Genomic DNA, 21,283 nt, shown 5'->3' with positions numbered 1-21,283 from the left:
AAGTTAGCTATTGGGTGGTAATTACCAACCTAATAGGCTTTTCTCTTGTTGCTTACGGATTTCAGTTTCATCAGCCCATTCGATCAGACCTGTTTCTAAATCCATTAAACGCATTGTCATTTTGTAATATACGTCTTTATCGCTACCTGCATTTTTCACGATGCTAGAAAGGTTACCGTAAAGCATGTATTGAGCACCAACCATTTTACCGAATTGAATCGCAGTATTTTGATTTACTAGCTCATCCGTATTTTGAAAATTCAGTTGCGTACGAACCGCTTCTACACGATCCATATCAACAAAACGGAATTTACCAGAGTTAAGCAATTTAGTACTGATTGAGTCAGTTACTGATTCTGTATCAATGTGCTCGCTTGTTTTGTTTTTAATGCTTTCAACAAAAACAATTGGACGATTACCTTGAGTGATTTGTGCTACAGAGCCAGATGAAAGCATGCTTTCTGTCATTTCACCGGCAATTTTTTGCAAATCAGTCGAGCCAAAGTCAACCGTTGTTGTTTCAACAGCTTGAGCATCACCGTAACTTACTTTATTAGAACAACCACCAAGTAGTACAGCTAAGCCTAATAATGCAACAACACTTTTTTTCATTTTATTTTCCTCTAAATAAGTGGTTTCTATCTTCAATAAAGAAAGATTATTCTAATGTACGAATTTGAATACGGAATTGCGTCGCTTCTGGTTTCATTGCAACACCTTGAACGCTCATCGTGTCTAAACCACGAACGATAAATGTACGCCATGGTGAATCAGAACCATTCACTTCTAGGCCTTGATCGTCATACCAATAAAAACGGTATTGAAGTTGTTGATCGCCACTGAATTTACTCGTTAGAGAAACAATGCCGCGAACTAAACCGTTATTATCTTGAGTGCTGATCTGATCAACAGACAGTCGGCCACCCAATACGTTATCACCAAAGACAACTTTCTGAGTGCTACTATCAACACTTATGCCTGATGTTTGACCAGAACTACATGCTGCAAGTACCAACGGTAGCAACAATGCAATAAACCATTTTTTCATTATATTTCTCCTAATTGTTTATGCCACCAGGTGACAGCATTTCCTTGTCTAGATACCCAAACCACCACGGTGTGACCTTCTTTTACACTAAAGTTTAGTTCATTACCTTGATACTCAAGTGTATTATTTCCTGCTTCAACGCTCATATTTGTTACGCTGATGATTGCTGGCAGTGTTTGCCAACTTCGAGTGTCTGGTTGCTCGGTTAATGAATTGAATATCGTAAATAACGCATTGGCTAACTCTTCTTCCTTTGTATTACGCGATGTTTTACGTAATTCATCTTTAGCAACAACACGTAGCGCCTGGCGGATCACCATCGCTGGGATACGTTCACTCAAATCATTTTCGGCCATTAACGTCACATCAGCCAGTTGATCGGAAGGCAAGGCTTTATCATTCACTCGTAATGGAGGGAAAGTTTGTCGCTGCATTTTCTTATAATAAGGCAGCGATAAGTTATATTGAACAAAGTTGCCATGGCTATCCCACATTGGCAACCTTAAACGCCAATCATCTAGCTGTGGCAAAATACCTTGTTCATCGATGATAATTACTCGACTATCAGTGCGATTTGGTACTTTATAGGCACCGTATTGTTTTTCTAGTGTTTGGATATCATTTTTCATACCCAATCGACGAGCTAGCCGCTGAACGGATTCAATCACCGTTTTATTATTTGGTGCCACCGCTAACGCTCGCTTGTAATCAATGTAAGCGTCACTAAAATTTCGGTTTGTTTCAAATAATAAGCCAGAATAGTAAAACAAATACCCATTTTGCACGGCTTTAAGTGTTTTGCCTGCATCTGGATAATTCGCTAATATTGCACCTACATTTGCGTTTACACCCTTTTTCTTCGCCTCTTTCTCGGCTGATTTCAACTCTTTCTCTCGGTCTTTTCTGGCTTGTTCTTGGATGTAGTTAGCTTTTCTGACTTCAACCAACGCCCCTTCTAGATCATTATTTTTTAAATAGTTTAGCGAAAGGTATAAATGCAAATAACCCAGTTCATAATCCGCTGGTTTATAATCGATAAGGTTATCGTTAGTCACTAAAGAACCAACTTGGTTCGCAGAGCCTGAAACTGTGATGGTCGCTTCATCACTTTGTACTCGAGCAGCTTGCTCTGCAATTTCAAAATCGGATTTACTCTCAGCGTATTGCTCACTTAATAACGCAATACGACCTAACTCTAAATTATCTAGAATTGGCCCACCGGTATCCTCTGCTGCGTCTTGATAAGCCAGCTTAGCTTCCCCATTCTTAACTAACTCATACGTATCTTGAGTTTGAGCGGAATAATGACTAAACAGATTTCCAACCGATAAGTTGGCACACCCTGACAATATCAAGGTAAAAGAAAGGATAACTGATTTTTTTAAGACTGATTTCATCAAAATTAAAGAAACTCGTAGTAAGAAAAAAGTAAGGCTCCGATCATGGGAGCCTTAATATTGTCTATTAACTTAATAGCATCGGACCTAATGGACGCCCGCCCACAAGGTGCATGTGAATGTGGTATACCTCTTGTCCACCATGGGGGTTACAATTCACGATTAAGCGGTAGCCCTCTTTTGCGATGCCTTCTTCTTGAGCGATTTTCTTAGCCACAGTAAACAAACGTCCCATCACTAACTCATCTTCTTGCTCAAGATCATTGGTTGTTGGGATGAGTTTATTCGGAATGATCAACACATGACTTGGCGCTCTAGGGTTAATATCACGAAATGCGGTCACCAAATCATCTTGATACACCACATCTGCTGGAATTTCTTTACGAATAATTTTGCTAAAAATAGTTTCTTCAGCCATGACTCATCTCCAATAAAACACAGTTTTTTATCTCTAATTCTCTCTAGTATGCGTTACAAATTTCTCGAAAACAATCACTTGAATGATAACTTAACTACAAATTAACCCTCTACATACAAAAAACCATTAAATAAATGAGAGTGATCTCTCTTTATATATTATTAAATTTATAGATATGGTCACAGCAGGCCTTAACTAATAATCATAATATGAATAATTGTTGTCATAATTTTAAGACTTTTCTTATTTACTTTCTAAATTCTAAGTCTTGCATTACTTTTAAAGAGAGAAGAGAACATGAATAGTTCGGTTGTACGTCGCATGTATGCAGGTTTTTCACTCATTGTTATCCTGTTTATTACGACAGTCATTATAATGCTCAATGGAACGAGCAACATCCACAAACAAATGCAATCGGTCTCAACAGAGTCCATGCCCCTTGTCAGTTTATCAAACGAAACAAGTGTTGCCTTACTTGCCGCCGACAAATCCTTTAAAGATTTCCTAACCACTCGTGATCCGGTTCAGATGCAACAAGCTCGTCAGCAATTCTCTGTTGCAGAAACAACATTTAAAAATACCTTTCAGCGCTTAACCGCCGCCGCACAGAGAAACAGTACCACCGCACAACAAAGCGCAGAGTTAGCGTCAATCGAAAGCCAATATTTCACCGAAGCGCTCGTCGCAATGGACAACTACCAAGATTTATTAGTCGCAGAAGACAGCAAACAAAAAGCAACCCGTAACTTTCAACGTTTGTATACTGAGCTTAGTGTACGAATGAAAGAATACATTGACGGTCAAGAAAGCATTGCCGTAAAAATGATGGCAAAAAGCTACTTTGTAAAACTAGAAGATGCAGAGTTAATCACATCAGATGCACTAGCAAGTAATGACGTTGAGTTCGTTAAAAAAGCCGTCAATAAAAACAAGAAAGCCGTGACTCATTTAAACTACGCTTACCGTGGGTTAAACAATCAACTGCCAGAATTAAAACCTATTTTTGATGATTCAGTGAATAAATTCAGTCTTGAAGTCGGTAAAAAAGAAGGCATTCTTAATACGCATTTCATTTACTTAAACGCCAAAGAAACCTTATACACCAACATCTCAAATTTAGCTCATCAAATTGATGCAGGGCTAACGCTTCTTAACTCATTCAATAAATCAGCCAATCAAGGTTTACAGAATTCACTAGAACAGGCTGACGTCATTTATCAACAGAGTTTTTATAAAGCGGTTGTTCTCGGTGTGGTTGTCTCGCTACTTGCAACAGCTATTGGTTTTCATCTTGCCTCATCAGTACGAACGCCACTCAATAATATGCTGCGTATTTTAGAATCATTAACCTCTGGGGATATGACACAACGAATTGCAACAAAGCATAACTCTGAATTTAGTCGTGTATCTCGCCATATTAATACGTTAGCGGATAATTTGCAGAAAGTCTTATTACAGCTAAGTGCGGCTTCTGATGAACTTACGACGGTTGCACAAAATAACAGTTCTACCGCAGAAAAGGCCAAACAGCAGCTACTAGAACAACGCGAAAAAACCACCAGTGTTGCGGCCGCAATGACAGAAATGGAACACTCTGTCGTTGAAGTTGCATCAAGCTCAGAAAGCTCCCTGCTTAAAGTACAAGAAGTTGAAGCGGCATCAGAGCACGGCCAACAAGTGATGACAAATAACATTGCAACGATAGAGCAATTATCAAGTCGCTTAGATGAATCTGTACATGCCGTTGCAAACTTACAAAAAGTCAGCAGTGAAATTGGTTCGATTCTCGATGTGATCAATAAAATTGCAGCACAAACTAACTTACTCGCTTTAAATGCCGCCATTGAAGCCGCTCGTGCTGGAGAGCAAGGTCGTGGATTTGCCGTTGTTGCCGATGAAGTTCGAGTGTTAGCAAAACGCACTGCAGAATCAACCTCTGAAATTGAAACGATGATTGGTAACCTTCAATCCAGTTCAAAAACCACCACTCTCGTCATTGAAAGTTGTGTCGAAGATATGCAACAAAGCGTAACTCAAACTAATGAAGCCAATAATGCCATGGTGATGATTCAAAACTTAATTGAAGAAATAAGTCACATGAGTAACCATATTTCTCAAGCAGCAAATGAGCAGAGTGCCACAACCACTGAAATTGCACGCAGTTTGGAAGACATTAGTCACATTGCAGAAGAGAATCAAACCGCAATGAATGATATTGCCAATGTCAGTTCAACGCTGAATGAGTTAGCCCATCAGCAAAGTGATATTGTGCATCAATTTAAAGTGTAAATTGAAAGGTAATTCCGTTATTCAATATGAAATAGCATAAAAATATAAGCCAATACCTACAGAAGTTTTAATTACTGTCCTACTCTTTAAACATATAGTTAACAATGATGTGTTTCTAATAAAGGACTGAAATATGAAAAAATCATCTTTACTTGTTGCAGTAGCTCTAACTTCTGTAGGATTTTCTTCCCCCCTATTAGCTGAGGCTTATTTTGGGGGGAAAATAGGGTTAGGGCTCATTGATGATGCTTGTTCTGCCTCCGGTCCTTGTGACGATGATGCTTTTGGCTTTGGTGTATACGGTGGTTACCATTTCACTGAGCGATGGGGATTAGAGCTTGGATTTGATTCTATTGGTGAGTTTGAATCGAGTCATTATTATAACAACACAACAAAATATGTTGATAGCCGTCTTACTGCCCTTTCATTAACGCCTCGCTATACCTTTACCGCTACCGATACCATCGATGTATTCCTCAAAGTGGGTGCCGCTTACATGGATTACAGTCGCGCAAATGATGTGGTATTTACGGCGGGTGTAGGCAGTGAATTAGCCATTAGTGAAAGCTTAGCTTTACGTCTAGAATACCAATACTTTGATGATATCGATGATAGCTATATCTATGATCTATCATCCCATTTTATCTCTTTTGGTCTTACTTATACCTTTGGGAGTGCTTCAAACTCAGAACCCCAAGCGGCCTTAATTGAAGAAGAAGAAATTGAAGTTGTCGCAGAACCAGAAAAACAAATGACGGACTCGATGGAACCAATGGCTGAAGAGAAAGGTAAGCGTGCGGGGAACTACACCTTGTCTTTTACATTCCAAGGTAAAAGTGAATCGATATCTGGCGATCCAACACATAAACGATCTAGACAATACCTAATATAATCGTAAGGGATTAATCCGTTTGCCTTTGCTGTTTCTACAATGCTGTAAAGCATTGCACTTGAATCTGCACCAGCCGTTGAACCCGAAAATAACCAGTTTTTCCGGCCGATAACAAACGGTTTAACCGCTCGCTCTGCTCGATTGTTATCAATAGATAACAATCCATCATCAATATAACGAACTAATTTATCCCATTGATTTAATGTATAGCTAATCGCCTCACCTAATTTTGTTTTAGGTGATACTCGACTAACTGCGCTATCAAGCCAATCACGGAGCTCTTTAAGTAAATCGCAGGCTTCTGTCTGCCTAGCAACATACTTGGCTTCAGGGGAAGCCTCTTTTAATAACGATTCGATCCGGTATAGCTTTTGGATTTTACTCAATACCCAATCTGCACTCCCTGTTTTCCCTTTTACTTGAACACGTTGAGCCTCAATAAATCGTCGACGTGCGTGTGCCCAACAGCCAACTAACATCGCTTCAGTTTGTTCATAACCTTGGTAACCATCGGTATGTAAATACCCGTTATAACCTTTTAAAAAGTTAACTGGATGGTAGCCATGCCTGCTAGATTGATAATCATAAAGTACAATTCCAGGCAAAACACCAGAGCCTGGAGAATCATAGCCAGAGCAGTAGACCCACATATAACATTTTGCTTTTTCAACATCCAACACATTTACCGTTGTTTCATCACAATGCAGAGTGGGTTGTTCAAGCAAAATACGATGTAACTCGTTATTAAGAGGGGTAAATAGTACCGAGCATTTTATTAACCAATCCGCCATCGTTCGCCGTCCAATAATGATACCCCATTGCTGAAATAACGTTTCTTGACGATAAAGTGGAAGACTGTATTGAAATTTAGCCGTAATAATTTGAGCAAGTAAACTTGCGGTCGCAATCCCTTTAGGGATTGGTGACGCTGGCATTGGGGCTTGTTTAATGTCTACTGAAGTATTGTTTTTTTCACAATTTCGGCAAGCATATTTAGGACGAACATGTTGAATAACTTCCACTTTAGCTGGTACAAATTCCAACTTTTCACTGATGTCTTTACCCATCGCATGCATCTCTAGACCGCAACACTTACAAGTTTTATCTTTTATGTCGTGGATAATAACAGTACGCGGTAAGTCTTCAGGTAAGCGTTGGCGTTTTGGCTTTTGACGAGTGTAGGTAATCGTTTGTGTGTCATCATTTTCAATGATGATTTCTTCTTCTGTTTCATTGAATAAATCAAATTGAGTCGAGTCAGATTCACTGCTTTTACCAAAGCGCTGATGTTGAGCCAGTCGAAATTGCTCTAGAAGACGGTTATATTTATTTTCAAGCTGAAGCACAAGTGCTTTCAGCTCGTCAATGGTATCAGGAAGTGGTTTTATTTTATCAGTCATGTAGATGACTATATAACGATAATACAGGTAATCAATCGGTTGCCTCCTATTCTTGACTGAGAATCAACTATTTAAAGGGTTGTTTGATAATGTACCGGTTGATGTCCTAAGATATCAAAACCTTGTAATAGCAGTGTCAGTTGCTGCTCTGATAATGCTAACGTATCGTTATTTATATTTCGTGGCCATTTGAAGCGGTCTTCATCTAATCGCTTGTACCATAAAGCGAATCCTGTTTTATCCCAATACAATATTTTGAGTTTATCACGAGGCTTATTGCAAAATATAAATAGAGCATCACTAAACGGTGATAGTTGCATTTCTTGCTCAACAATCACGACAAGGCCATTAATGGCCTTGCGAAAATCGACAAAATCACGATGAAGATAAATGGTGGAAACATCAGTAAATACATTCATGATTGATACCCTTTTAATAAGAGTCCTATCCAGTGAGGTTCAGTATTAGCTGGCAATGTTAATCGCAATTTTCCGATAGAAAGTTGAATATCTGGTAATTGTGGAGTGGCGATGATAGTTGATGTTAACGCTTCTACTTTCAAGAAAGTAGAAGCGTTAATCTTTTGTTTCCATCGTGCTTTACGTGCACTAAATGTCTTTGGCAGAATATTATGGTTACGACAAAATTCAGCGGCACTAAGCTTGCTAGATTGCTGAGATTCAAATAGAGCGTGCCATTGCTCTGGTGTTCTCTTTTTATCTTTTTGCATAATTACGTTCTCGTTAAATGAAAGATCGTAAGATACGCATAATGAATTTTATTTGTTAGGTGTAGTTCCCCGCACGCTTACAGAGAAAGCCGTAGAACCAATGGCTGAAAAAACCACAGGAGTTATCGCACCAGTAGTTGTCACGCAACAAGAAGCACAATCACACCAAAACTTATTTACCAATAATGGGTCGACAATATCTCCAGAAAGCCACTCAGAATTGGATCTTATTGCAAACGTATTACTTGAGCACCCACAAGCAACGGTAAATATTGTCGGTCATACTGATTCATCTGGCTCTGCTGCATATAATCAAAAAATATCCGAAGCACGAGCTCAATCCGTCTCTACTTACCTACAAGAGCAGGGCGTTAAAGAGAGTCAAATTAATGCAAGTGGTGAAGGTGAATCTAATCCTATTGCTACAAATAAAACAGCCGAAGGAAGAAGCGAGAATCGTAGAGTAGATATCGAAATACCAGGTTTTGAATATTAATTAGCCTTATATTTCTGACACAAAGGGTTGAATACATATTCACACATTCAACCCTTTTCTTTTCAACCACTCAATTTGAGCCATACTGTCATTGTTTACACATCGATTAATGACACAATAAAAGATAAGAATATTTAGGAATACTAAACACAAGTACGCCTTCTTTTTTCTGACACAATTGATTGGATGAAAACTCTCTCCACTCACTGTCCGATGACATACTCACTTCAATATTCTTGTTCGATTTATTTAACGCCACAATACCTTGATCTCCTCGTGCAAAAACAAGATGATCGTCACTCGCTTCAATCAAAGTTTGCCCTTCTCCATACATACGATGATGAAAATGAATCAATCCTGACATTTTTTCTTCTTTCCATGCGTTTTTCCAGCGTGGGGAACCAAATGAATTAGTGATACCACTGGTATCTAAATCCGAATAAACCAACGGGATCCCCCCTTCTCTACCAAATAAATACGCATAAGCTAACCACTCGTTATGCTCACTCATCACCAAACTTTTAAATACTTGGTTATTCGGAATATCATGAGTAATGGCAAAAGTAATCGCACGTAAAGGAGACAAAGCCAAGCCATAGCAATAAGGATCGATTAATGACGTTAACGACCCTTTTTTCTCAAACGCTTGATAAAGAATATTAAATAAAGGAAAGTCGTAAGCACCTAACGTGGTTCCCATTAAATAGGGACTTAAAAACGTCTCATACTCTTCTTTTGTTGCTCCACCGTCAGTAATTATCTCACCAAAGATATGTACATCATTGGTTATATCGTCAGTCCATACTTTATTTAGGTGTTCAAGGCTCATGTGCTTTGCTGCATCAATACGAAAACCTTTTACTCCCATCGACTTCAATGCCAATAAATAAGCACGCTGTTGCTCAACAACATGTTCATTATCAATTAAGGTAGGTAAACCTGGATCATGAGGTCCCCCAGATATGCGGCCATTTTGAACTTCCCATTTATCATTCCAATTCTCAATACCAAAAGCATCAACAAAATCAGGTTCAGTAAAAAGAGGTTCAGAGAGATCACCAAACAGCGTTAACGCGTGATATTTTATCGGGTCTTTTTCGTAATCCTCTCTATCCCATCGATTTGGGTATTGAAGATCCGCTCGAATGTCTGATTCGTTTGCCATGTGATTAAACACAACATCGACATAAACCCATAAATTAAATTCAGCAAGACGCTCTATCATATGTTTAAAATCAGAGGTATTGCCTAATGGATTATCAATCAAACGATAGTCTTGAGGTTGATAGCGCTGCCACCACTGAGTACCCGAGGGTAATTGAAGTGATTTCATTGCAGGGGAAACCAACACAGAACGATACCCTAATGCGGCAATCTGCTCTGCTTGTTCAGCAATGCTTTGATAGGTCCAGTCGAACGCATGAAGAATGACATTACTTACTGCGGGTATATTATGTAATTGTCCCGCCATTCCCTGACTCATTTGTGTATCCCTTTTTGTATAACGTCATTCTATTATAAAAAAGCCGTTCACCTTACTCCTCCTCCCTTACTCTATAAAATACAGTAGGAGCAGTAAGGCGTAGAAAACAAATTCAGAGAAAAAATACGACGGCGAACCCCATAAAATATCCCTAAATCTCTTTTATAACAATAGATTACCTTCGATTGGAATAAAGCGGTCAGCGGCATCAATTAATGCATTTGCGGTTAAATCTGCAACGCCATACACTTCAACTTCTTTGTTAAAACGTGACTGAATTCGCTGAACGAGTAATTCAAAATCACCATCGCCCGACAGAATAACCACGATATCCGCCTGCTCAGCAAGCTCGATGGCATCTAACGCAATGCCTACATCCCAATCGCCTTTCGCTGAACCGTCACGGCGTTGAATAAACGGTTTTAACTTTACATCAAACCCAATGCCACGAAGAATATTATGAAACTGCTTTTGCTTATCATCACTACGAGCAATGGCATACGCGTTTGCACCGACAACCTTACGGCCATCAGTCACTTTCGCCCATAATGCATTGTAGTCAAAATGACGTTGGTATACGTCACGCGTAGTGTAGTAGATGTTTTGCACATCAACGAGGATCGCAACTGTTTTCATATTTCACCTTCCTAGGAAATTATCTAATGAGTCTATATGAATCCCTTTAATTTAGGTATACTTCGCCCAAATTTTGTATTGGAAAGACAGTAATAATGACGAAAGGTTACTCTTGTATTGGATTGGTAAACCCAAAAACACCTGAAAATGTAGGCTCAGTAATGCGAGCGGCAGGTTGCTATGGCGTAAACTCGGTATTTTACACGGGAAGACGTTACGATATTGCCAAGAAATTTTGTACTGATACAAAAAGTCAGCACCTCAATGTGCCACTTATTGGTGTTGAAGATCTTAAAGATATTATTCCTTTAGATTGTGTTCCTGTTGCTGTCGATCTTATCGAAGGCGCAAAGCCGTTACCAGATTACAAGCACCCTCCTCGTGCGTTTTATATTTTTGGCCCTGAAGACGGTACATTGAAAAAAGAGATCACTGATTTCTGCCGTGAAACCATTTATGTACCTACCAATGGCTGCATGAACTTAGCGGCTGCTGTGAATGTGATCATGTACGATCGCATGGCGAAAGGTGAAAACTTCTCAAACCATAAGTAGCCTACATTTAAACTAAATAAAGGAACTCGAACATGTTTGATTTATCACGTATTTCGGGTTTCGAAAACGCATCAATTCGCCAGACTGACACTTTACAAATCTTATGGGGCGGTTATGGTGAATTGGTGCGTTTGCATTTAACACAAGCTCCAACCTCTTCTATCATCATCAAACAGATGACCTTACCCAAGCCTAAAGTGCATCCTAGAGGGTGGAATACTGATCTCTCACACCAACGTAAACTCAACTCCTACCAAGTAGAACTCAATTGGTATCAAACTTACGCCAATTCGGTTTCTACCCATTGTCCTGTACCGCGCTGTTTATACGTAGAGCAGCGTGATAACGAGCTGATCTTAGTATTGGAAGATTTAGCGACCTGCGGATTTCCAATCGTAAAAACAAACGCCTCTATTAATGAAGCTAAAGCCTGCTTAACGTGGCTTGCGAACTTTCATGCTGAACACATGAATGTTGAACCGATTGGATTATGGCAAACAGGCACTTACTGGCATTTAGATACGCGACCTGATGAGTTTGAAGCCTTAACGGATTTACCCTTAAAGCAAGCGGCAGTTAAGATTGATGAAACACTAAAAAACACCCGTTACCAAACCTTAGTTCATGGTGATGCTAAGTTAGCGAACTTCTGTTTTTCTGAAGGTGGTAATCAGGTGGCTGCGGTTGATTTCCAATACGTAGGTAAAGGCTGCGGGATGAAGGATGTGATCTTGTTTATCAGCAGTGCGGTTATGCCAGAACAATGTGCAGAGCTTGAGAACGAATTATTGGATAATTACTTTAGCCAACTTAAAGCCTCCCTATTGCGTTTAGGGCGCACCGAGGCAAGTGACGATATTGAGCAAGAATGGCGACCACTTTTCAGTGTTGCTTGGGCTGATTTTCAACGCTTTGTAAAAGGCTGGAGCCCAGAGCATTGGAAGATTAATGGGTATACTGAGGGACTTAAAGAAAGAGCGTTGAAGGGTTTGTAAGGAAAGATCGCAAGTGAGCGACCTTTTTTATGTGGGTTTGGTGGGTGACTTGTTTTTTGGCATCTCCAATTTAGCAACGATAGCCTCTAGGTAATGATAAATATGAAGGTTTCAAATAACAATATGTAGACAAATTTAATAATTCAAAATGGGGAGTTTTCATAACTTGCTTGATCTTGTATGTACCTAAAAATATATTGAGCCTGTTGTTTTACTGCTTCTGATGCCTTCTGCTCTCCTTCAAGAATATCTCCTAACTGAATAAAAACTTGGTTCATATAGTGTTTGACTCTACCTTTATCATCAATATCTTTTAGTAGAGTTTTATCCCAAGGTGCGCCATAAAGGTTACGAACAAATAAAACTAGAGGATGCTCCTGAGGAAGTAGTTTAACAAGACGATCTAACTCAAAAAGAATAGTAACAATGCGATAGTGACCAGAAATAATGCTGTTATATTCAGGTGTATCTTCCCTCTTATAATAATTCAATAGCTGAAATCCAAGATCAATAGGACTATAAATTACGCCCCTTTCTCGAGGTGATTCCAGACCACAAAACTCATTCAGTGACTCAAAGATATCTGCTGAGTGACTTCTCATTAGCATTGTGTCAAATACACTTGCAAATACTTCATCGGTATTAACTAAGTCGCCTGTTTGGGGGATCCTATTGCATCGTAATCCTAGACTCCCAGCCGTATTGAAAATCGAGTGCTCTATCTGGTGAATGGGCAGTGGATTAGGAAACTTTTCAAGACGCTCTCCATTCTCGTCTATTATCAGTCTTCCTTGCCCGTGAGTTCTTAGGATGCGGTCTACTTTATCAATATTTTTCCATGCTGCATCTAGTGGGTGTTGCTTCATTAAATCTGCTCGTGTTAACTTGTACTTAAATGTTGCAAGCTCATTTCTAGGGGAGTTATTCGGAAATAAGTTTAAATACAGCTTAGTTCTATCTTTAAAAACGTAAAAATCACTATGCTTATCTTCTAGTGTATCAAGCAATTGCTCAAACTGTACTTTATGCTCCCTATAACGAGCAAAATCTAATGACTCTTCCTGCTTTTTCCAGACTCTTTTTTGGTGTATTACATTTTGATTGTGCTGACGATTTAACATTATAAGCGAGCCTATTGTACCAATGGCCGCACCTAAAGTGCTTATCGCAGCTAGCCAAGTCGCAGCGTCTCCTATTTGTAAGTTTCCAGCTAACAGGGAGTCTAGTGTATAGCCTAAAATAATCCCACCAAATAAGACTCCTAATATGCCAACTATGAAACACGCTATTATATATACCACACGCACCTAGCCATCATTATTCATTTAAAAACATAATCTTATATGATCCTACATAGACAATCTATCGTTCAACAAATATCTTTGCACAAAGCAGGGCGTTTTCGAGAGATCCCCTTTGCTGTCAGTCATGAGTAGATGTACGGTGATTTCAATAGATAAGATTTGCCACTCAGTAATTACGTTAACCTACTTTGGGGTAGAAACAAACTAGACAATCCTGAAATTACTCCATCTTGGTAATAAATACGTATCATGAAAACAAAATGACTTCCTCCACTATTCCTATGATTCCTATGATTCCTATGATTCCTATGATTCCTATGATTCCTATGATTCCTATGATTCCTTCAGGAAATCATCGCCTAGTTTCACTTAAATAAAAACGCCCCTAAATAGGAGCGTTTGAAGTTGAGTGTTGTCACCAAGAGTCAGATGATTATTTAGCAAGTTGATATTCGCCAATAAGACTCTCAAGTGGAATGTTCAACTTACTATTTAAGCTTCTAATCATGGTGAGTGAAAGTCGTCTCTTTCTTTTTAAAATCTCAGTAACTCGGCTGCGTTGCCCTAATATTGGTGTTAAGTCACTATCACTTAACCCAAGCTGTTCCATTCTGAATTTAATTGCTTCTACTGGATCTGGTGCTTCAATTTTATAATGAACGTTTTCGTATGCTTCAACTAAAGTGGTTAAAATTTCTAATTCATCAAACTCAATATCAGGTAATGCATCAGGATCGCCGCTAGTAAGCTCACTGATACGAGCCATAGCTGCTTTGTAATCATCTTTAGTTCTAATTGGCTTAATATTCATAATTTATTACCACTGCATTGTTATTTGAATAAATCGATGGTTTCGGCATCAACGTTATCATATTGTTTATGTGTCCCTACAAACTTCACGTAGAAAGCCTTTAAACGATAGCTCACTGAAACAATCAATCTATATTTGTTACCACAAATATTAAAAACTACCCTTTTATTTCCTACAATACTTGCGTTTGTATACTGTGCTTTTATTTCATGAGGAGTATTCCAATCTGCTTGAATAACCTCATCGTGCCACGCTTTTAATGCTTCTTCTGAATCTTTATAGAGTGGATTTGAGTAAAACTCTATAAGAATTGGTTTTGAAATAACTCGCACATAGCCTCCGTTCTATAATTGAGTTCCCATTATGGGAATAACTGTACAAAATGTCAACTCGATTTTCCCGCTTTGGGAATATCAAAGGTAAAAAAGTAATAACTTTACGTATTCGACCGTCATCATTTATTTGTTATTGCATAAAAAACTCCCCAGCAAAAAGTACCAGAGAGTTTGATTGTAGATCTAATTGTAACTTTAGCTCTTAATCTAGCTACAAACTAACCTAACTAGTTAACTCGTTTAGTCGCTACCTTTGGTTTATCAACTTCCGTCAATAGTCCTTTAAGTAGACTCACACTGCCTAGCAAGAGAATAATTGTAAACGGCATTGCAGCAATAATGGTAATTGATTGCAGAGATTCAATAGATTGAGTACCACCAATCCACAACATAACCATTGCGATAGCACCGGAGATAACTGCCCAAACTACTTTCTGTTTAACGGGTACTTCTAACTTACCACCGGCGGTCATGCCATCAATAACGATAGAGCCTGAGTCCAACGTTGTCACAAAGAAAACGATAATCAGTGCCACGGCAATAAAGGATAGAATATCCCCAAATGGGTAAGCGTCTAACATATGGAACAAGCTTAGAGAAACATCGCTAATACCTTGTTGAGCGCCCAATAATCCAACTTTATCTATTACTTGTTGAATCGCAACACCGCCGAAGATAGACATCCACGCCGTGGTTACCATTGTAGGAATAAGCATTACGCAAAGAAGGAATTCACGAACGGTACGTCCTCTAGAGATACGAGCAACAAACATACCAAAGAAAGGTGCATACGCAACCCACCACGCCCAATAGAACACAGTCCAACCGTGCAACCACGCTGTATCTTCACGACCCGAGGTTTGACTCAATGGAATAATATTTTTCACATAACCCGTTAGAGCCGTAACCAAAGAATCCAATACGGTAGTGAAATTCAAAACAGCAATAAGGCCAAGGAAGACAAACGCAATAACCATATTCAGGTTACTAAGAAACTTAACGCCACCATCCATACCACGTAGAACAGAAATGATCGCCAGACCCATGATCAATACGATAACGGCTTGTTGAAGATAGATATTATTGTCTATTCCGAAAACATGGCTGATACCACTAGCCGCTTGTGTGCCTCCTAAACCAAGGGAAGTCGCTAGGCCAAACAAGGTAACCAATACGGTTAAGATATCAATCACATCACCTGTTCGCCCCCAAACTCGATCACCCAATAATGGGTAAAATACCGAGCGCATTGAAAGTGGCAACCCTTTATTGTAAACAAAATAAGCAAGACAAAGTGCTGTCATGCCATAGATAGCCCATGCGTGTAAGCCCCAGTGGAAGACCGTTGCCCCCAGAGCAAGTTCACGCCCTGCTTCTGTAAAAGGTTCTACATTAAGCGGGGTTCCAAACCAGTTGGTAAAGAACGCGGTTGGCTCTGCAACACCCCAGAAGATAAGCCCAATACCCATACCGGCAGCGAATAACATCGAGATCCAAGAGGCTTTAGAATAATCTGGTTTCGCGTCGTCACCACCTAAGCGAATTTTACCCAAAGGCGAAAATGCTAAAATAATGGCAAAGATTAATAAGATGTTAGCGCCCCACATAAAGAGGAAGTCAAAATTTGACAACACAGAACCTTTAAGTGAATCAATGGCTGCTTTTGCGTCTGCGGGAGGTAATGCGAGAAGAGTGATAATGAAGAGAAGAGATAAGCCGACTGAGGCTACAAAAACGGTGTTGTGGACATCCATGCCCCATTTACTGATGTTATCTTGACCGACTTCATAATCCGTCGATTCAATACTGTACTTTTCTGATTTAAAACCCATAAACGATAATGTTCACATATCCGGCTAAGCGAACAGCTAGACGAATATAAGGACAACTCCTTATCCAATTACTATTTGATTGAGTAGCGATACCATATAAATAAACATGATAAGAATCAACACGGTAGGTGATTAATTGCTCTTTTTCTCAATCCCAAGTGTCGTATTGTAACACAAAATGGCACTCCTCCGTTGAATGCTAGGGTTTCTCCGTATATAACCGACACTCATAGCTAAAGCTTAAGTCAGTATCAAAGCAATTAAAAATAAGAGAATCTGACCGGTATGGTATCGAAAAAGGATTGAGCCATGACCATTGAAATATTAATGGTCACACAGGTAGCCCCATACAAAAACCACCCGATTAATTAACTTCAAACCAACAATTTATCGAAAAAGTGTAAATAAAAACAGTGCAACCCCCTACCTATAAAGTTGTATTTTTATAATAATTCCTTTCTAACATGAGCGACAACACCCTAAGTATGACTGACCTATTCGATTGTTTTCATAGCACTCGCTTATAGGTTACGTGACATAAAACACACTAATGGACAAATTATAAATGTAACGAACAAGTTTCATTTTAGATCTGCTAACCTGCTCGCACTTTGAAAGTTGTACAAAGTAATTTAATGGAGATTAGTTCATGACGAATGACAACAAAAAAATTAAAAGCTCTTTAACTGCTCGCATCATTACCGGCATGGTTGCTGGTATTTTATGTGGATTTTTGATCCGTACTTTTTTAGGCGACAATAGTTTTATTAACGAGTACCTAGTCAATGGTTTGTTTGATGTTGGCGGAAAAATTTTCATTGCCAGCTTAAAAATGCTCGTAATTCCCCTTGTCTTTGTTTCCCTTGTTTGCGGTACAAGTTCTTTAAAAGACATGACAACATTAGGTCGATTAGGCGGTAAGACTCTCGCTTTCTATATCGGAACCACTGCGTTAGCCATCTCTTTAGCGCTCATCATGGGTATCTTCTTACACCCAGGAGCAGGTGCCGATCTAACCTCTGCGGCTTCTTTTAGCACAGCAGAAGCGCCTTCATTAGGCCAAGTTATTGTTGGCATGTTCCCAAGCAACCCGATGGCAGCAATGTCTCAAGGTAATACATTGCAAGTTATCGTATTTGCGGTGCTATTTGGTATAGCCATCAGCCTTGCTGGAGAAGCAGGGCAACGTGTTTCTGATTTCTTTAGCGACGTAAATGAAGTAATCATGAAGCTGGTTACGCTGCTAATGAAAGTAGCGCCTTACGGTATTTTCTTCTTAATGGCGAAACTGTTTACTGGTTTAGGTTTAGATTCAATCGCAAACCTAGCGGCATACTTCTTAGTTCTTGTTGCGGCACTGCTTATTCATGCCTTTGTCACTTACAGTATTCTTCTTAAAGTTCTTTCAGGCCTAAGCCCTATCGTATTTTGGAAGAAGATGAAAGATGCCATCATGTTTGCCTTTTCTACCGCCTCTTCTAATGCCACTATTCCAGTGACCATGGAAACGGCAACACATCGATTAGGTGTCAGTAATAAAGTCGCTTCATTTACCATTCCTCTTGGTGCCACCATTAATATGGATGGTACGGCCATCATGCAAGGGGTCGCAACGGCCTTTATTGCTCAAGCATTTGGCGTAGATCTAAGCATTGGGGATTACATGACAGTGATCCTAACAGCAACGCTTGCATCTGTAGGTACCGCTGGTGTCCCTGGCGTTGGTTTGATCATGTTAGCGATGGTATTAAACCAAGTAGGCTTACCTTTAGAAGGTATTGCACTCATCATGGGTGTTGACCGCTTACTTGACATGATCCGTACGGCGGTAAATATTACCGGTGACAGTGTGGTGACTTGTATTGTGGCTAAATCAGAAAATGAGTTAGACATTGATGCCTTTAATGATCCAAAAGCTGGTGAAGCGGAACTCGCACTAAAAAGAAGTGCTTAATTAAATACGTATCTCTCGCTTAACCATAAAGGCCTCAACATCATGTTAAGGCCTTTATTTTTCAACTCATTTATTTATGCTTAAGCAAACGGATCTACGTTCATATTCCATAAGGTAAAACATACCTATCAACACTTAACCCTGAAAAAACACTTCACGCTTTATCTCAATCCAAAAAAATAAAGTCTTTTCATTAGTTTAATTAATGCTTATTTATCTATCCCATCTTGTGACAATTACAATAAATACATTTAAATTTATCTTTACAGTTACTTAGTTAACCAAAACTAAACATTCTGACGCTATTTTTCTAATGCTTAATTTTTTAGAGCATTTAATATAATGAGACTTACCTCACTGCTGACAATATATAAAGCAAACAAATATCACATTTTAAAACTCAATATTAACCTTTAATACCACCACAACATCGTAAGCGTGCGGGGAACTACACCTTGTCTTTTACATTCCAAGGTAAAAGTGAATCGATATCTGGCGATCCAACACATAAACGATCTAGACAATACCTAATATAATCGTAAGGGATTAATCCGTTTGCCTTTGCTGTTTCTACAATGCTGTAAAGCATTGCACTTGAATCTGCACCAGCCGTTGAACCCGAAAATAACCAGTTTTTCCGGCCGATAACAAACGGTTTAACCGCTCGCTCTGCTCGATTGTTATCAATAGATAACAATCCATCATCAATATAACGAACTAATTTATCCCATTGATTTAATGTATAGCTAATCGCCTCACCTAATTTTGTTTTAGGTGATACTCGACTAACTGCGCTATCAAGCCAATCACGGAGCTCTTTAAGTAAATCGCGGGCTTCTGTCTGCCTAGCAACATACTTGGCTTCAGGGGAAGCCTCTTTTAATAACGATTCGATCCGGTATAGCTTTTGGATTTTACTCAATACCCAATCTGCACTCCCTGTTTTCCCTTTTACTTGAACACGTTGAGCCTCAATAAATCGTCGACGTGCGTGTGCCCAACAGCCAACTAACATCGCTTCAGTTTGTTCATAACCTTGGTAACCATCGGTATGTAAATACCCGTTATAACCTTTTAAAAAGTTAACTGGATGGTAGCCATGCCTGCTAGATTGATAATCATAAAGTACAATTCCAGGCAAAACACCAGAGCCTGGAGAATCATAGCCAGAGCAGTAGACCCACATATAACATTTTGCTTTTTCAACATCCAACACATTTACCGTTGTTTCATCACAATGCAGAGTGGGTTGTTCAAGCAAAATACGATGTAACTCGTTATTAAGAGGGGTAAATAGTACCGAGCATTTTATTAACCAATCCGCCATCGTTCGCCGTCCAATAATGATACCCCATTGCTGAAATAACGTTTCTTGACGATAAAGTGGAAGACTGTATTGAAATTTAGCCGTAATAATTTGAGCAAGTAAACTTGCGGTCGCAATCCCTTTAGGGATTGGTGACGCTGGCATTGGGGCTTGTTTAATGTCTACTGAAGTATTGTTTTTTTCACAATTTCGGCAAGCATATTTAGGACGAACATGTTGAATAACTTCCACTTTAGCTGGTACAAATTCCAACTTTTCACTGATGTCTTTACCCATCGCATGCATCTCTAGACCGCAACACTTACAAGTTTTATCTTTTATGTCGTGGATAATAACAGTACGCGGTAAGTCTTCAGGTAAGCGTTGGCGTTTTGGCTTTTGACGAGTGTAGGTAATCGTTTGTGTGTCATCATTTTCAATGATGATTTCTTCTTCTGTTTCATTGAATAAATCAAATTGAGTCGAGTCAGATTCACTGCTTTTACCAAAGCGCTGATGTTGAGCCAGCCGAAATTGCTCTAGAAGACGGTTATATTTATTTTCAAGCTGAAGCACAAGTGCTTTCAGCTCGTCAATGGTATCAGGAAGTGGTTTTATTTTATCAGTCATGTAGATGACTATATAACGATAATACAGGTAATCAATCGGTTGCCTCCTATTCTTGACTGAGAATCAACTATTTAAAGGGTTGTTTGATAATGTACCGGTTGATGTCCTAAGATATCAAAACCTTGTAATAGCAGTGTCAGTTGCTGCTCTGATAATGCTAACGTATCGTTATTTATATTTCGTGGCCATTTGAAGCGGTCTTCATCTAATCGCTTGTACCATAAAGCGAATCCTGTTTTATCCCAATACAATATTTTGAGTTTATCACGAGGCTTATTGCAAAATATAAATAGAGCATCACTAAACGGTGATAGTTGCATTTCTTGCTCAACAATCACGACAAGGCCATTAATGGCCTTGCGAAAATCGACAAAATCACGATGAAGATAAATGGTGGAAACATCAGTAAATACATTCATGATTGATACCCTTTTAATAAGAGTCCTATCCAGTGAGGTTCAGTATTAGCTGGCAATGTTAATCGCAATTTTCCGATAGAAAGTTGAATATCTGGTAATTGTGGAGTGGCGATGATAGTTGATGTTAACGCTTCTACTTTCAAGAAAGTAGAAGCGTTAATCTTTTGTTTCCATCGTGCTTTACGTGCACTAAATGTCTTTGGCAGAATATTATGGTTACGACAAAATTCAGCGGCACTAAGCTTGCTAGATTGCTGAGATTCAAATAGAGCGTGCCATTGCTCTGGTGTTCTCTTTTTATCTTTTTGCATAATTACGTTCTCGTTAAATGAAAGATCGTAAGATACGCATAAT

Annotated in this window: 22 protein-coding genes; 6 read left to right on the top strand and 16 right to left on the bottom strand. The window is 39.1% G+C overall.

The window, feature by feature from the left end; all coding sequences use genetic code 11:
* Positions 1–21: 21 nt before the first annotated feature.
* The 4 genes from lpoB to hinT form a co-directional block, all read right to left on the bottom strand.
* A complete protein-coding gene (gene lpoB, locus VSAL_RS07005; protein WP_012550009.1) occupies positions 22–612 on the bottom strand; it encodes a penicillin-binding protein activator LpoB in 591 nt (196 codons plus the stop codon).
* A 46-nt stretch (positions 613–658) separates the two neighbouring features.
* Complete coding sequence (locus tag VSAL_RS07000; RefSeq protein WP_012550008.1) at positions 659–1,048, bottom strand: YcfL family protein; 390 nt, start codon at positions 1,046–1,048, stop codon at positions 659–661.
* Positions 1,048–2,445, bottom strand: a complete 1,398-nt coding sequence (locus tag VSAL_RS06995; protein WP_012550007.1) for a COG3014 family protein — start codon at positions 2,443–2,445, stop codon at positions 1,048–1,050. The genes VSAL_RS07000 and VSAL_RS06995 overlap by 1 nt, the downstream gene beginning before the upstream one ends.
* A 67-nt stretch (positions 2,446–2,512) precedes the next feature.
* The gene (gene hinT, locus VSAL_RS06990) at positions 2,513–2,863 is read right to left on the bottom strand and encodes a purine nucleoside phosphoramidase (protein WP_012550006.1); all 351 of its coding nucleotides are present in this window, start codon (positions 2,861–2,863) and stop codon (positions 2,513–2,515) included.
* 297 nt (positions 2,864–3,160) lie between these two features.
* Here hinT and VSAL_RS06985 point away from each other — a divergent pair, with 297 nt between their 5' ends.
* Positions 3,161–5,152 (top strand): methyl-accepting chemotaxis protein, encoded by a 1,992-nt coding sequence (locus VSAL_RS06985; RefSeq protein ID WP_012550005.1) that lies wholly within the window; start codon positions 3,161–3,163, stop codon positions 5,150–5,152.
* 133 nt (positions 5,153–5,285) lie between these two features.
* On the top strand, positions 5,286–6,044 hold the full coding sequence (locus VSAL_RS22710) for an outer membrane beta-barrel protein (RefSeq protein WP_083799286.1): 759 nt from the start codon (positions 5,286–5,288) through the stop codon (positions 6,042–6,044).
* Here the strand turns inward: VSAL_RS22710 and VSAL_RS06980 are convergent.
* From VSAL_RS06980 to tnpA (VSAL_RS06970), 3 genes are all read right to left on the bottom strand, one after another.
* Entirely contained in the window at positions 5,957–7,444 is a 1,488-nt protein-coding gene (locus VSAL_RS06980; protein ID WP_012550004.1) for an IS66-like element ISVsa2 family transposase, read from the bottom strand. The genes VSAL_RS22710 and VSAL_RS06980 overlap by 88 nt on opposite strands.
* Before the next feature lie 71 nt (positions 7,445–7,515).
* Complete coding sequence (tnpB, locus tag VSAL_RS06975; protein WP_012548924.1) at positions 7,516–7,863, bottom strand: IS66 family insertion sequence element accessory protein TnpB; 348 nt, start codon at positions 7,861–7,863, stop codon at positions 7,516–7,518.
* Positions 7,860–8,174 carry an IS66 family insertion sequence element accessory protein TnpA gene (gene tnpA, locus VSAL_RS06970; RefSeq protein WP_012548925.1) on the bottom strand — a complete coding sequence of 105 codons (315 nt, stop codon included), beginning with the start codon at positions 8,172–8,174 and terminating at the stop codon, positions 7,860–7,862. Before tnpA (VSAL_RS06970) ends, tnpB (VSAL_RS06975) begins: the two co-directional genes overlap by 4 nt.
* A gap of 52 nt (positions 8,175–8,226) precedes the next feature.
* Between tnpA (VSAL_RS06970) and VSAL_RS06965 the strand changes: the two genes are divergently transcribed.
* Positions 8,227–8,670, top strand: a complete 444-nt coding sequence (locus VSAL_RS06965; protein WP_049940344.1) for an OmpA family protein — start codon at positions 8,227–8,229, stop codon at positions 8,668–8,670.
* A gap of 106 nt (positions 8,671–8,776) precedes the next feature.
* Here the strand turns inward: VSAL_RS06965 and VSAL_RS06960 are convergent, their stop codons facing one another.
* Both VSAL_RS06960 and VSAL_RS06955 read right to left on the bottom strand, forming a co-directional pair.
* Positions 8,777–10,153: an alpha-amylase family protein gene (locus tag VSAL_RS06960; protein ID WP_012550003.1), complete on the bottom strand. Its 1,377-nt coding sequence runs from the start codon at positions 10,151–10,153 to the stop codon at positions 8,777–8,779.
* Positions 10,154–10,315: 162 nt separating this feature from the next.
* Positions 10,316–10,789: a LabA-like NYN domain-containing protein gene (locus VSAL_RS06955; protein WP_012550002.1), complete on the bottom strand. Its 474-nt coding sequence runs from the start codon at positions 10,787–10,789 to the stop codon at positions 10,316–10,318.
* Between the two features lie 95 nt (positions 10,790–10,884).
* Between VSAL_RS06955 and VSAL_RS06950 the strand changes: the two genes are divergently transcribed.
* Together VSAL_RS06950 and VSAL_RS06945 are read left to right on the top strand one after the other, a co-directional pair.
* Positions 10,885–11,343 (top strand): RNA methyltransferase, encoded by a 459-nt coding sequence (locus VSAL_RS06950; protein ID WP_012550001.1) that lies wholly within the window; start codon positions 10,885–10,887, stop codon positions 11,341–11,343.
* A 32-nt stretch (positions 11,344–11,375) separates the two neighbouring features.
* Positions 11,376–12,338, top strand: a complete 963-nt coding sequence (locus tag VSAL_RS06945) for a phosphotransferase (protein WP_012550000.1) — start codon at positions 11,376–11,378, stop codon at positions 12,336–12,338.
* A 143-nt stretch (positions 12,339–12,481) separates the two neighbouring features.
* Here the strand turns inward: VSAL_RS06945 and VSAL_RS06940 are convergent, their stop codons facing one another.
* The 4 genes from VSAL_RS06940 to VSAL_RS06925 all read right to left on the bottom strand — a co-directional run bounded on the left by VSAL_RS06940 (position 12,482) and on the right by VSAL_RS06925 (position 16,620).
* A complete protein-coding gene (locus tag VSAL_RS06940; RefSeq protein WP_129546084.1) occupies positions 12,482–13,639 on the bottom strand; it encodes a hypothetical protein in 1,158 nt (385 codons plus the stop codon).
* Between the two features lie 436 nt (positions 13,640–14,075).
* Positions 14,076–14,453, bottom strand: coding sequence for a helix-turn-helix domain-containing protein (locus VSAL_RS06935; protein ID WP_012549998.1), 378 nt, complete (start codon positions 14,451–14,453; stop codon positions 14,076–14,078).
* A gap of 20 nt (positions 14,454–14,473) precedes the next feature.
* Entirely contained in the window at positions 14,474–14,785 is a 312-nt protein-coding gene (locus VSAL_RS06930) for a type II toxin-antitoxin system HigB family toxin (RefSeq protein ID WP_012549997.1), read from the bottom strand.
* 230 nt (positions 14,786–15,015) lie between these two features.
* Positions 15,016–16,620, bottom strand: a complete 1,605-nt coding sequence (locus tag VSAL_RS06925) for a BCCT family transporter (protein ID WP_012549996.1) — start codon at positions 16,618–16,620, stop codon at positions 15,016–15,018.
* Between the two features lie 649 nt (positions 16,621–17,269).
* Between VSAL_RS06925 and VSAL_RS06920 the strand changes: the two genes are divergently transcribed.
* Complete coding sequence (locus VSAL_RS06920; RefSeq protein WP_012549995.1) at positions 17,270–18,574, top strand: dicarboxylate/amino acid:cation symporter; 1,305 nt, start codon at positions 17,270–17,272, stop codon at positions 18,572–18,574.
* Between the two features lie 448 nt (positions 18,575–19,022).
* Here the strand turns inward: VSAL_RS06920 and VSAL_RS06915 are convergent, their stop codons facing one another.
* From VSAL_RS06915 to tnpA (VSAL_RS06905), 3 genes are all read right to left on the bottom strand, one after another.
* Positions 19,023–20,510, bottom strand: a complete 1,488-nt coding sequence (locus VSAL_RS06915) for an IS66-like element ISVsa2 family transposase (RefSeq protein ID WP_012549088.1) — start codon at positions 20,508–20,510, stop codon at positions 19,023–19,025.
* 71 nt (positions 20,511–20,581) lie between these two features.
* Positions 20,582–20,929 (bottom strand): IS66 family insertion sequence element accessory protein TnpB, encoded by a 348-nt coding sequence (gene tnpB, locus VSAL_RS06910; RefSeq protein ID WP_012548924.1) that lies wholly within the window; start codon positions 20,927–20,929, stop codon positions 20,582–20,584.
* The gene (tnpA, locus tag VSAL_RS06905; protein WP_012548925.1) at positions 20,926–21,240 is read right to left on the bottom strand and encodes an IS66 family insertion sequence element accessory protein TnpA; all 315 of its coding nucleotides are present in this window, start codon (positions 21,238–21,240) and stop codon (positions 20,926–20,928) included. The genes tnpB (VSAL_RS06910) and tnpA (VSAL_RS06905) overlap by 4 nt, the downstream gene beginning before the upstream one ends.
* Between the last annotated feature and the right edge of the window lie 43 nt (positions 21,241–21,283).

It is taken from the genome of Aliivibrio salmonicida LFI1238 (assembly GCF_000196495.1).
GTDB classification, from domain to species: Bacteria; Pseudomonadota; Gammaproteobacteria; order Enterobacterales; family Vibrionaceae; genus Aliivibrio; species Aliivibrio salmonicida.
This window is presented reverse-complemented; position numbering and strand designations above follow the sequence as displayed.

Excerpts from the sequence above, each read along its gene's own strand:
- VSAL_RS06980 (WP_012550004.1), bottom strand. The coding sequence starts at position 7,444 with ATGACTGATAAAATAAAACCACTTCCTGATACCATTGACGAGCTGAAA.
- VSAL_RS06955 (WP_012550002.1), bottom strand. The coding sequence starts at position 10,789 with ATGAAAACAGTTGCGATCCTCGTTGATGTGCAAAACATCTACTACACT.
- VSAL_RS07000 (WP_012550008.1), bottom strand. The coding sequence starts at position 1,048 with ATGAAAAAATGGTTTATTGCATTGTTGCTACCGTTGGTACTTGCAGCA.
- lpoB (WP_012550009.1), bottom strand. The coding sequence starts at position 612 with ATGAAAAAAAGTGTTGTTGCATTATTAGGCTTAGCTGTACTACTTGGT.
- VSAL_RS06915 (WP_012549088.1), bottom strand. The coding sequence starts at position 20,510 with ATGACTGATAAAATAAAACCACTTCCTGATACCATTGACGAGCTGAAA.
- VSAL_RS06960 (WP_012550003.1), bottom strand. The coding sequence starts at position 10,153 with ATGAGTCAGGGAATGGCGGGACAATTACATAATATACCCGCAGTAAGT.
- VSAL_RS22710 (WP_083799286.1), top strand. The coding sequence starts at position 5,286 with ATGAAAAAATCATCTTTACTTGTTGCAGTAGCTCTAACTTCTGTAGGA.
- tnpB (WP_012548924.1), bottom strand. The coding sequence starts at position 7,863 with ATGAATGTATTTACTGATGTTTCCACCATTTATCTTCATCGTGATTTT.
- VSAL_RS06920 (WP_012549995.1), top strand. The coding sequence starts at position 17,270 with ATGACGAATGACAACAAAAAAATTAAAAGCTCTTTAACTGCTCGCATC.
- VSAL_RS06935 (WP_012549998.1), bottom strand. The coding sequence starts at position 14,453 with ATGAATATTAAGCCAATTAGAACTAAAGATGATTACAAAGCAGCTATG.
- tnpA (WP_012548925.1), bottom strand. The coding sequence starts at position 21,240 with ATGCAAAAAGATAAAAAGAGAACACCAGAGCAATGGCACGCTCTATTT.
- VSAL_RS06995 (WP_012550007.1), bottom strand. The coding sequence starts at position 2,445 with ATGAAATCAGTCTTAAAAAAATCAGTTATCCTTTCTTTTACCTTGATA.
- VSAL_RS06950 (WP_012550001.1), top strand. The coding sequence starts at position 10,885 with ATGACGAAAGGTTACTCTTGTATTGGATTGGTAAACCCAAAAACACCT.
- hinT (WP_012550006.1), bottom strand. The coding sequence starts at position 2,863 with ATGGCTGAAGAAACTATTTTTAGCAAAATTATTCGTAAAGAAATTCCA.
- VSAL_RS06945 (WP_012550000.1), top strand. The coding sequence starts at position 11,376 with ATGTTTGATTTATCACGTATTTCGGGTTTCGAAAACGCATCAATTCGC.
- tnpB (WP_012548924.1), bottom strand. The coding sequence starts at position 20,929 with ATGAATGTATTTACTGATGTTTCCACCATTTATCTTCATCGTGATTTT.
- tnpA (WP_012548925.1), bottom strand. The coding sequence starts at position 8,174 with ATGCAAAAAGATAAAAAGAGAACACCAGAGCAATGGCACGCTCTATTT.
- VSAL_RS06985 (WP_012550005.1), top strand. The coding sequence starts at position 3,161 with ATGAATAGTTCGGTTGTACGTCGCATGTATGCAGGTTTTTCACTCATT.
- VSAL_RS06925 (WP_012549996.1), bottom strand. The coding sequence starts at position 16,620 with ATGGGTTTTAAATCAGAAAAGTACAGTATTGAATCGACGGATTATGAA.